The 10,573-nt window shown below is 59.0% G+C and carries 11 protein-coding genes; all 11 read right to left on the reverse strand.

From position 1 onward, the window contains the following. Positions 1–77: 77 nt before the first annotated feature. Entirely contained in the window at positions 78–290 is a 213-nt protein-coding gene (rpsU, locus tag VL003_RS13370; protein ID WP_093971288.1) for a 30S ribosomal protein S21, read from the reverse strand. 103 nt (positions 291–393) lie between these two features. Further along, positions 394–942, reverse strand: a complete 549-nt coding sequence (locus VL003_RS13375) for a phosphoribosyltransferase (RefSeq protein ID WP_325443295.1) — start codon at positions 940–942, stop codon at positions 394–396. 72 nt (positions 943–1,014) lie between these two features. Then, the gene (locus tag VL003_RS13380) at positions 1,015–2,310 is read right to left on the reverse strand and encodes an adenylosuccinate synthase (RefSeq protein ID WP_325443297.1); all 1,296 of its coding nucleotides are present in this window, start codon (positions 2,308–2,310) and stop codon (positions 1,015–1,017) included. 82 nt (positions 2,311–2,392) lie between these two features. Further along, complete coding sequence (locus VL003_RS13385; RefSeq protein ID WP_325443314.1) at positions 2,393–3,556, reverse strand: ATP phosphoribosyltransferase regulatory subunit; 1,164 nt, start codon at positions 3,554–3,556, stop codon at positions 2,393–2,395. 178 nt (positions 3,557–3,734) lie between these two features. Then, positions 3,735–4,622: a protease modulator HflC gene (hflC, locus tag VL003_RS13390; RefSeq protein WP_325443300.1), complete on the reverse strand. Its 888-nt coding sequence runs from the start codon at positions 4,620–4,622 to the stop codon at positions 3,735–3,737. 12 nt (positions 4,623–4,634) lie between these two features. Next, positions 4,635–5,933, reverse strand: a complete 1,299-nt coding sequence (gene hflK, locus VL003_RS13395; RefSeq protein WP_325443302.1) for an FtsH protease activity modulator HflK — start codon at positions 5,931–5,933, stop codon at positions 4,635–4,637. Beyond that, entirely contained in the window at positions 5,899–7,005 is a 1,107-nt protein-coding gene (gene hflX / locus VL003_RS13400; protein ID WP_325443304.1) for a GTPase HflX, read from the reverse strand. Before hflX ends, hflK begins: the two co-directional genes overlap by 35 nt. A gap of 75 nt (positions 7,006–7,080) precedes the next feature. Next, positions 7,081–7,320: an RNA chaperone Hfq gene (gene hfq / locus VL003_RS13405; protein ID WP_325443306.1), complete on the reverse strand. Its 240-nt coding sequence runs from the start codon at positions 7,318–7,320 to the stop codon at positions 7,081–7,083. A gap of 117 nt (positions 7,321–7,437) precedes the next feature. Further along, positions 7,438–8,520: a histidinol-phosphate transaminase gene (hisC, locus tag VL003_RS13410; protein WP_325443308.1), complete on the reverse strand. Its 1,083-nt coding sequence runs from the start codon at positions 8,518–8,520 to the stop codon at positions 7,438–7,440. Beyond that, positions 8,517–9,947 carry a ribosome biogenesis GTPase Der gene (gene der, locus VL003_RS13415; protein ID WP_325443310.1) on the reverse strand — a complete coding sequence of 477 codons (1,431 nt, stop codon included), beginning with the start codon at positions 9,945–9,947 and terminating at the stop codon, positions 8,517–8,519. Before der ends, hisC begins: the two co-directional genes overlap by 4 nt. Then, a partial coding sequence (locus VL003_RS13420) for an outer membrane protein assembly factor BamB family protein (RefSeq protein WP_325443312.1) occupies positions 9,944–10,573 on the reverse strand: 630 nt, incomplete at its 5' end. The genes VL003_RS13420 and der, both read right to left, overlap by 4 nt.

The following is a 10,573-nucleotide window of genomic DNA, read 5'->3' on the forward strand; positions in this document are numbered from 1 at the left end:
GCGCAACTGCACATAGCGCCCGACGACGTCGACTACATCAACCCGGGCAAGAAGCTCTTGAACAAAGGACTCTGGTATCAATACAGGCGCGGGGGCAGCTGTTGACTACGGATACGCTTGTAATGACGCTTGACTGCAGCAGCATGCTTGCGCTTGCGCTCGGCGGTGGGCTTCTCGTAGAACTCGCGCGAACGCAGCTCGGTCAAAAGGCCGTTTTTTTCAATGGTGCGCTTAAAGCGGCGCAACGCAGCTTCAAAAGGCTCGTTTTCTTTAAGACGTACAGTAGGCATGTATCGATAAGCCTCGTAAAAAGGGGTGGCAAAATTCGTAAAGCATTAGATTCTACCACGAAACCCGATGTTTCACGAGTTAAAGCCACTTATGGGTCGTTAGCTACTGCGAATTACGTTTTCCCTTGCGCATCCAGGCTTCAAGCTGGTGGGGGCGCAAGCTGTCGTAGTCTTCGAACGGCTGGTGGATCCAGGGGTTGGTGGGCAGCTTCTCGACATAATAGTCGGGCGTAGCCAGGGCATGGCCCTTCCACCACAGAACCGCGCTTTTCATTTCGGTAATCGCGGGGAACTGGGCGCGCAGGTGTTCGCCCACGCGGTTGAATGTCATGCCGGTATCGACCATGTCGTCTACCAGCAACACCCTGCCGTCGAGCGTGCCGCGTGTAATGGTGATGAACTGCGCGATATCGAGCGTGCCCTGCTGAGTGCCCGCCGCTTCGCGATAGCTGCTGGTGGCCAATATGCCCAGCGGCACATCATAGATACGGGAAAGCACGTCGCCCACCCGCACGCCGCCCCGTGCCAGACAGATGATCTTGTCGAACTTCCAGCCCGACTCATGAATGATAAGCGCCAGACGCTCGATCAGTTCGTGGTACTGGTCCCAACTGATCCAAAGATCGCGTTCTGTGCTGGCCGGCAGGTTCATGGCGGTATCTCCTGTTTTTACTTAAGAGCAAGGAGCGTAATCATAACCTGCCCGGCGCTGCAGCAAAACTGCTTAATTGAGGAACGGGTGGCGTAACACGATGGTCTCCAGTCGGTCGGGGCCTGTGGACACCATATCGATGGGCACGTCGCAAACCTCGGCAATGCGCTGCAGATAATTGCGCGCGTTGACCGGCAAGGCGTCGTACTCGGTGATGCCTACGGTCGACTCTTGCCAGCCGGGCATTTCCTCGAGTACGGACTCGGCCTCGGCCGTAGCGTGCGCACCATACGGAAGCACGTCAAGGAACTGGCCCTTGTAACGGTAGCCCACGCCAATCTTGATGGTCTCAACGCCATCGAGCACGTCGAGCTTGGTGACGCACAGGCCCGAAATGCCGTTGATCATGACGGCACGTTTCATGGCGGCGCCATCGAACCAGCCGCAACGGCGCGGGCGGCCCGTAACCGAACCGAACTCTTTACCTACCGTGGCCAGACGCGCACCGGTGTCATCCAGAAGCTCGGTAGGGAACGGCCCCGAGCCGACACGGGTGGTATAGGCCTTGGCGATGCCCAGCACGTAGTTCAGGCTTTGGGGGCCAACGCCGGCGCCCGCAGCCGCCGCGCCAGCGACGCAATTGCTGCTGGTCACGAACGGGTAGGTGCCGTGATCAATATCAAGCAACGACCCTTGGGCGCCTTCGAACAGCAGGTTCTGACCGGCCTTCTGGGCTGCGTACAAGTTGCTGGAGACGTCGGCCACCATGGGCTCGAGCTGCTCGGCCAATGCCATAGCCTGATCGCGCACCTCGTCGGCCGACACGGCTTGGGAACCCAGGTACTGGGTCAGCACGAAGTTATGGTAGTCAAGCGCTTCTGCAAGCTTTTCGTCGAAAATGGCAGGGTCGTAAAGGTCTTGCACACGCAATGCTCGACGAGCGATCTTGTCTTCGTAGGCAGGCCCGATGCCGCGACCTGTGGTGCCGATCTTGCCCTCGCCCTTACGCAGCTCGCGAGCCTGGTCAAGTGCGACGTGATAGGGAAGAATCAGCGGACAAGCCGGCGAGATTTGCAGGCGCGAACGCACGTCCAGACCAGCCTGCTCGAGCTCGACGATTTCTTTCAGCAAGGCCTCGGGCGACAACACCACACCGTTGCCAATATAGCAAGTTAGTTCGGGGTGCATGATGCCCGATGGAATCAGGCGCAGAATGGTTTTCTGGCCATTGATCCACAAGGTATGGCCCGCGTTGTGACCGCCCTGGAAGCGCACTACGCCTTGAGCCGACTCGGCCAGCCAGTCGACAATCTTGCCCTTGCCTTCGTCACCCCATTGGGTGCCAATCACGACGATATTCTTGCTCATAACGTTTTCAAGAGTGTGGTCTCAAAGGACCAAAAAAGGTTAAGTCGTGTGCCGGTACCCGGCCCGACGACGAAAAAAATGCTTAAGGATTGTTGCGTACCTGCCAGCTGCCTTCGGACTCGACAAGCTCACGGTCAACGATGAACTCATCAAGATCGGAAGATTCGCCCGGCAGCAACTGCACGACGATTTCGCCCGCCCGCCGCAAGTCTCGAACCGACTGCATCAGTGCCGGGTCGGTACCCCACGGGGCACGTATGGCCTTGGCCCGCCCCGCCGGCGGCAAACCTGCCGACAACTTGCGAAGATCGAGACTGAAGCCGGTAGCGGGACGCTCGCGCCCGAATGCACGGCCGATTCCGTCGTATCGACCGCCTTTGACCAGGGCATCGTGCCAGCCCTGGGCATAGATAGAGAACATGACACCCGAGTGATAACCATAACCGCTGCCGGCGTCGGCCAGATCGATGCTGAACTGGTACTCGGGCATGGCGCGCACCAGGGTTTCGAGGTCGGTCACGGCCTGCTGAATGCGAGGCAGGGCCGGCAGGGCCTGAAGGGCATGAGCCAGAACCTCGGTGCCGCCGTATAACGAAGGCAATGCAAGCAGTGCCTGAAGCGTTTCGGCGCGAAGCTCGGGAAGGCGGGCGCCCAGCTCGCGAATGCCGGGAACATCTTTGGCACTGAGCAGTTGTATGACTTCGTCGGCCGACCCCGCGAACGCCAGGTCGGAATCGATAATGGCACGAACAATGCCCAAATGATTAAGGTCGAGTCGTGCGCCCTGCACACCTGCCCGCTGCACGCTTTCAAGGGCAAGCTGAATGATTTCGATGTCGGCCTCGACCCCGGCATGACCGAATAGCTCGGCGCCAATTTGAAGCAGCTCGCGGTCGGACAACAAGCCTGCCGGGCGCGCATGCAGAACCGGCCCACAATAGCACAGCCGGGTGACTCCGGCCCGATTAAGCAGATGGGCATCAATGCGCGCAATTTGCGGTGTAATGTCGGCACGTAGCCCCAGCGTACGGCCTGACAACTGGTCGACCAGCTTGCAGGTGCGCAAAGACAGGTCGCTGCCCTTTTCAGACAACAATGAATCCAGGTACTCGACCAAAGGCGGGGCAACAAGCTCGAACCCATAGGTTCGATACAGGTCGAGAAGCTCTCGGCGCAGCTCTTCGATGCGGCGCGCTTCGGCTGGTAGAACATCGGCCAGGCTTTCGGGCAACAACCAGGTGGACATCATGCGTTTCCGTTAATACGGGGTAAGGTCAGGCACAAATAAAAAAGCGACTTGGGGCGTAAGCCCGCCAAGTCGCTTGCGGATGGTATTTCAACTTACGGCGTATTGTAGCGTGTTGTGGCGCCGATCCAAAATGCGCGCCGGCTTGTGGCCCGAAAAAGCGACAAGCCGGAGGGCCTTAGGGCTGGGTCTGCGCCGTGCCGCGACCGCTGCCCCAGAAACGGAAGAAGTCGGAATCAGGGCTGATAACGAGCAGGTCTTCTTTGTTGGAAAAGGCCGAGCGATAACTTTCGAGGCTTTTGTAGAAGCTGTAGAACTCGGGGTTTTTACCATAGGCGTCGGCAAAAATACTGGCCGCCTGGGCATCACCCTGGCCTCGAATGCTTTCGGCCTGGGCATAGGCCGTAGCAAGAAGCTCCTGGCGCTGACGGTCGGCCTGGGCGCGGACTCGCTCGCTATCGGCAGCGCCCGTTGCACGCAGACGGTTGGCTTCCTCTTTGCGCTCGGCCTCCATGCGCCGATACACCGATTCGGAGATCTCGGGGGCGAAATCGATGCGACGCAGACGCACGTCAACCACTTCGACCCCTAGAGGGCGCGCGCGGTTGTCAACCGTGGTGAGCATTTCTTTCATGATGTCGCCCCGCTCGCTGGAAACGACTTCTTTTACGGTGCGCACGTTGACCGATGCGTTAAGTGCGTCGCGAATCTGCGCGCCGAGTCGCTCTTCGGCGGCACGCGTATTGGCACCGAACGTTACATAGAACAGACGCGGGTCATAAATACGCCATTTGACGAAAGAGTCGATGAGCAGATTCTTTTTCTCGGCGGTTTGAATACGCTCGGGGTCGCGCGACTCGATGGTTTGCAGCCGCTTGTCAAGCCGCACGACGTTCTGGAACGGCGGAGGCAACTTGAAGTAAAGACCGGGTTCGGTGATGGTTTCGCGCACCTCGCCCAGGGCGAAAACCAGTGCCGAATCGCGTTCTCGCACAACGAACACGCAAGAAGACAGAACAGCCAAAACGATAAGAAGGCCGATAAGGTAGGGAAAAAAGCGTTGCATAGGGGCCTCCGGTTAGCGCGAATAAGGATTAGCTAGCGCACCTGCAGCGCCATTGCCGTACGGAGTACTTCGCGTCGAAGAACCACCCTGAGACTGTGCGGCCGCAGCACCTGCGGCGCCAGCCACCCCGCTGGAAGAATCTGAACCTGAAGGTGCTACCGGCTTACGCACTGCCTGACCCGCGATTTTGTCTAGGGGCAAATACAGCATATTAGTGCTGTCGTTGGTATCAACGACGACTTTGGCGGTGTTTTCAAGTATGCCCTGCATGGTGCTTAGGTACATGCGCTCGCGGGTAATGCCGGGAGCCTTGGCATACTCGGCTTCGACGCTGGTAAAGCGAGCCGTGTCACCCTGAGCATCGCCGACAACCCGGGCGCGGTAGCCCTCGGCTTCTTGCACCATGCGCGCCACCTGCCCTTGCGCCTCGGGCAGGACCCGGCTGGCATAGGCGTTACCTTCGTTGATAAGACGCTCGCGATCTTGGCCGGCCTTGACGGCGTCGTCGAACGCAGCCTGTACCTGCTCGGGCGGCTGAACGTTTTGAATGGCCACGGTGCTGATCTGTATGCCGGTCTGGTAGCGGTCAAGGATTTCTTGCGCAAAACGCTGAACACGGGCGGCGATTTCGGTACGTCCCGAATACAGCACGGAATCCATGGGCTGCTGGCCCACGACTTCGCGCATGGCAGTCTCGACGGCCTGCCGCACGGACTCGTCGGGCTGACTGGTCTTGAACAGGTAGTCGGGCGCGCCCTCGGGGTTAAGGCGGTACTGAACCACAAACTGGACGTCGACGATGTTTTCGTCGGTGGTGAGCATGAGTGATTCGGGCAGCACCTTATTACGCGCATTACCCCTGAAACCGACTTCAAAAGTACGCAGTTGCGCAATATTTACCGTCTGGGCGTCTTCAATGGGATACGGCAGGCGCCACTGCAAGCCGGGGGTAAGCGTTTTGGTATAGGCACCGAAACGCGTTACAACGGCCACCTGGCCTTCTTGGACAATGGTAAAGCCACTGGCGAGCCAAAGCGCGACGATGATGACAAGAATGATACCAATCGACTTGGGTGAACCCGAGGGCAGCGAAGCGCCCGGCCCTGTGCCGCCGCCTCCGTTACCGCCGCGACGCGGCTTGCGCCCGAACAGCGAGCCCACGCGATTGTTGAAATCGCGCCAGACCTCGTCCAGGTCGGGAGGGCCTCCTCCCTGATTCGGCCGGCGTGGCTGCTGCTCGGAATCATTGCTGTTTCCGCCGCGCCCCCAGCCCGGATCATTGAGATTGAATATTTTCGATATTGAACGCATTGTTTCTCGTAGTCTGACCGGCTTCAACGATTGCCCCACGCAAACCGTCCAGGCCGGCACGCCTTAGGGCGCTTACAAATACTCGCGCAATGGTACCATGTTCATCGCGCTCGACCCGGGGCTCGTACCCCGCTTCGTCGATTTTGTTATAGACCAAAATAGTGGGAATCTCGCCCGCGCCGATGTCGGCCAGTACCTTGCGCACCTCGGCAATTTGTTCTTCACGCTGGTGGCTTGACGCATCAACCACGTGCAGCAAAAGGTCGGCATGAACGGTTTCTTCAAGGGTGGCCCGAAACGCAGCTATCAGCGTGGGAGGAAGGTCGCGAATAAACCCCACCGTGTCTGAAATGACCACCTGACCGGCTCCCTCGACCCATAGCTTGCGCGTGGTGGTGTCAAGGGTGGCGAACAACTGATCGGCCGCGTAGGCATCGGCGCGCGTCAGGGCATTGAACAACGTTGATTTACCCGCGTTGGTGTAACCCACCAGTGAGACTGACAAGGTATTGCCCCGCGCCCTGGCGCGCCGCTGGGTTGCCCGTTGACGCTGGGCACGGTCAAGGCGCTCTTTCAAAAGCTTGACTTTGGAGCCGATGATGCGCCGGTCCATTTCCAGTTGCGACTCGCCCGGACCGCGCATGCCGATACCGCCCTGCTGACGCTCAAGGTGAGTCCACATCCGGGTAAGCCGGGTGACCAAATGCTGCAACTGCGCCAGCTCGACCTGAAGCTTCCCTTCGTGGCTTTGAGCCCGCAAGGCGAAGATGTCAAGTATGAGCGCCACGCGGTCGACCACTCGGCGGTTCAGGACCCGTTCGAGGTTACGCTGTTGAGCCGGGCTTAAGGCCTGGTCGAACAAGATAATTTCGGCTTCTTCGTGGTCGGCGACCAAGAGGGCTTCTTCAAGCTTGCCCTTGCCGATAAAGGTGGCTGCGTCGGGCCGGGCTCGGCGCGCCACCACCGTACCGACTATTTCTGCTCCCGCACCCTTGGCCAACATGACGAACTCGTCGGCGTGTGCCTGGTAATCGGGGCTGCCCAGATCGACGCTTACTATCAATACCCTCATTGACGGCCTATAAACGAAAGACCCGCCGGCGCGTAGCGCTCGGCGGGTGTTTCTTGCTGACGAAAACCAAACGGATTACGCCGAAGCCTGGTCGTCGACCTGGAACGCTACGGGGCGAGCCGGTACGACGGTTGAAATGGCATGCTTGTAAACCATTTGCGTAACAGTATTGCGCAAAAGCACGACGTACTGGTCGAATGATTCGACCTGACCTTGCAGTTTGATTCCGTTGACTAGATAAATCGATACGGGCACGTGGTCCTTACGTAATGCGTTAAGAAATGGATCTTGTAGTGTTTGCCCTTTATTGCTCATTGGCTTAGCTCCAATTGTGTTGTTATATGAATGACGCCCAAAGAGATACTTTACAGGGTTTTCCCGCAATGCGCCACGACATACTGTTGATTTAGTGTATATTTTTGCGCGGCTTTTTTACTGCACGTTGCTTAATATTTCGGTCAATGCCGAACAAAGGCGGGTGCAGTCGGCGTCGGTACCAACGGTAATCCGCAGGTGCTGATCAATGCGCGGCAATGAAAAATGGCGTACCAATATACCCCGATCGCGCAAGGCCCCGGCCAGTTTCACCGCATCCACCGAGCGATGCCGGGCAAACACGAAATTGGCCATGCTGGGCAATACATCGAACCCCATCTGATCCAGCCGCAGCGCCAGCTGATCGCGCGAACGCATGATTGCCCCGCGCGTGCGGTCAAAGTGTTCGTCGTCGCTGAATGCGGCCAGGGCGCCGGCCTGAGCCAGCATATCGAGCGGATATGAGTTAAAGCTGTCTTTGACCCGACGCAAGCCTTCGATAAGGTCAGCCGAACCCATGGCAAAACCTACCCGAAGCCCCGCCAGCGACCGCGACTTCGAGAACGTGTGGATCACAAGCAGGTTGTCATGCCGGGCCAACAGGCCAACGGCCGACTCAGCGCCAAAATCGACATAGGCTTCGTCAACCACTACGACGGTGTCTGGGTTGGCTTGTGCGATGCGTGAGATATCGTCAAGGCCCAGCACCATTCCGGTAGGCGCGTTGGGGTTGGCAAAAATAATGCCGGCCGCCGCCCGCGCGCGCTCACCCAGATAGTCGTTGGGGGTCAGGCTGAAATCGTCCGCCAAAGGCACGATTTCATGAGGCACATGGTATAGCCGGCAATAGGTGGGATAAAAGCTGTAGGTAATGTCGGGCATCAGCAAGGGCCGACCGCCCCGCAGGAACAGACCATGAAACACGTGGGCCAGTACTTCGTCAGAGCCGTTCCCCACGAATACTTGCGCGGGTTTCAGGCCATGGTGGGCGGCGATGGCCTGTCGCAACTGCTCTGAAGCCGGGTCTGGGTAAAGGCGCAGCCTGTCGTCGGCAGCCTGCCTCATGGCCTTCAGGGCCAACGGAGAAGGACCATAGGGGTTCTCGTTGGTATTGAGCTTGAGCAGGTCGGCAACCTTGGGTTGCTCGCCGGGCGTATACGGAACCAGGCCGGCAACATGGTCGCTCCAGAAACGGCTCACTTGGACTCCTGCAGATAAGGGTTCTGAGATGATTTGAACTCAATGCGCAACGGCGTGCCGTCAAGCTTGAATGCCTCGCGAAAACGCCCCTCGAGATAGCGGCGGTATGAGTCAGGCACGGCATCAAGGGCATTACCGTGCACAATGATGCGCGGTGGATTCTGCCCGCCCTGATGAGCATAGCGCATCTTGGGACGGAAAGGCCCCTTGCGCGGCGGGGGTTGTTGTTCGACGGCGGCGATAAGCTCGCGAGTAAGCCGGGGCGTGGACAACTTGGCAAACGCCGCAGCATGTGCCGCATTGACCGAACGCAGCAACGCGTTGACCCCCTGGCCCTTAAGCGCCGATACGGTATGCATCTTGGCGAAAGACAGGAAACGCAGCTTGCGGTCGAACTCGCGGCGAATGCGGTCGCGCTGGTCGTCGCTTAGTCCGTCCCATTTGTTGATGGCCACCACCAGGGCACGGCCGGTTTCAAGGACGAAGCCCGCAATATGGGCGTCCTGGTCGGAAATTTCGGTGCTGGCATCAAGCATCAGCACCACGACATTGCTGGCCTCAATCGCCTGCAAGGTTTTAATGACCGAGAATTTCTCGATGGCTTCGAACACCTTGCCCCGCTTTCGCAGCCCGGCGGTGTCGATCAGCGTATACGAACGATTTCCTCGCGTGAATTCGATCTCGATGGCGTCGCGCGTGGTACCCGGCATGTCGAACGCAATGACCCGCTCTTCGCCCAATAGCGTGTTGATCAGCGTCGACTTGCCCACGTTGGGATGACCCACAATGGCAAGCTTGATGCGATGTTGAACGTCTTCTTCCGGGCCGCCCTCTTCCTGCTCATCGGCAAGCGCTGCCAGGGCGTCGTCGGACAACTCGGAATCGTCCTGTTCGACCGGTTCATCTGTCTCGGCAACTGGATCAAGATGCGAAAGTGCGCGGTCAATCAGGTCGGCCACCCCGTCGCCGTGCGAGGCCGAGATGGGCCAGGGCTCGCCCAACCCAAGTTCGTGAAACTCGGCGATGGCGCCGCCATGGCGCATTCCCTCGGCCTTATTGACCGCCAGAAACACCTTCTGGCCCGAACGGCGCAACAGCGTAGCGATTTCGTGATCGTGCGAATTCAGGCCGGCACGTGCATCGACCAAAAATATGACCACATCGGCTTCTGCAATGGCCTGGCGAGTCTGGCGCGCCATTTCGCGCAAGATGCCGTCTTTGGCCACGGGCTCGAACCCGCCGGTGTCGACCACCAGAAACGGACGATCGCCCATGCGGCCTTCGCCATAATGGCGGTCACGCGTAAGACCCGAAAAATCGGCCACCAGAGCCGCTCTGGAACGAGTCAGGCGATTGAACAGCGTGGATTTGCCCACGTTGGCCCGCCCAACCAGAGCGACTACCGGTTTGAATGAAACAGATTTCAATTGACACCAACCAGCATAAGATTGCCGTTGCCCGTTTGCACCAGCACGCCGTAATCGCTGCCCACCAAGGGCGATACCACTGCACCGCCCCCGACTTGCACTCTTCCGATCAGGTCACCGCTGCTTCGCGACAGAAAATGTACATAGCCTTCGTAATCGCCTACGGCCACTGCTTGCGGCACAACCGCCGGACCGGACAGGCGTCGGTTGCGCAGGCCTTCTTGTTTCCAGGCTTCTTGCCCGTTGGCCAGACCAAAGGCATGAACGACGTCGCGTTGGCTGACGCCATACAACTGCTGGGGGTCGGTGGTGATGCCCGTCGTGCTGGAGAACGGATGCTCCCAGATGGGTCGACCACCTTGCGTGATGTCGAAGCAGACGATGTGGCCCTGATACGCCACGCCGCACAGCAGCGGTCCCTGAACTTGAGGTGCGCCGACGATGTCGCTGATACGCTCCAGGTCGGTGGCGCCGCGCGACACCGTGACCGTGCCCTCCCATTGAACCGCACCGCTGTCTGCGTCGATGGCAATCAGCCGGCCGTTGGGCAGACCCGAAAGCAGCATGTCTTCGATAATGACCATGCGCATGTTGGTTTTGAGCGCCAAGGCCGGACCCGGGCGCTG

Origin of the sequence: Pusillimonas sp. (genome assembly GCF_035515275.1) — a bacterium.
Taxonomy (GTDB): domain Bacteria; phylum Pseudomonadota; class Gammaproteobacteria; order Burkholderiales; family Burkholderiaceae_B; genus Pusillimonas.

What these genes read in the sequence shown, in the direction of transcription:
- rpsU (WP_093971288.1), bottom strand. Translation starts at nt 290, where the DNA reads ATGCCTACTGTACGTCTTAAAGAAAACGAGCCTTTTGAAGCTGCGTTG.
- hflC (WP_325443300.1), bottom strand. Translation starts at nt 4,622, where the DNA reads ATGCAACGCTTTTTTCCCTACCTTATCGGCCTTCTTATCGTTTTGGCT.
- VL003_RS13385 (WP_325443314.1), bottom strand. Translation starts at nt 3,556, where the DNA reads ATGTCCACCTGGTTGTTGCCCGAAAGCCTGGCCGATGTTCTACCAGCC.
- VL003_RS13380 (WP_325443297.1), bottom strand. Translation starts at nt 2,310, where the DNA reads ATGAGCAAGAATATCGTCGTGATTGGCACCCAATGGGGTGACGAAGGC.
- hfq (WP_325443306.1), bottom strand. Translation starts at nt 7,320, where the DNA reads ATGAGCAATAAAGGGCAAACACTACAAGATCCATTTCTTAACGCATTA.
- hflX (WP_325443304.1), bottom strand. Translation starts at nt 7,005, where the DNA reads ATGAGGGTATTGATAGTAAGCGTCGATCTGGGCAGCCCCGATTACCAG.
- VL003_RS13375 (WP_325443295.1), bottom strand. Translation starts at nt 942, where the DNA reads ATGAACCTGCCGGCCAGCACAGAACGCGATCTTTGGATCAGTTGGGAC.
- hflK (WP_325443302.1), bottom strand. Translation starts at nt 5,933, where the DNA reads ATGCGTTCAATATCGAAAATATTCAATCTCAATGATCCGGGCTGGGGG.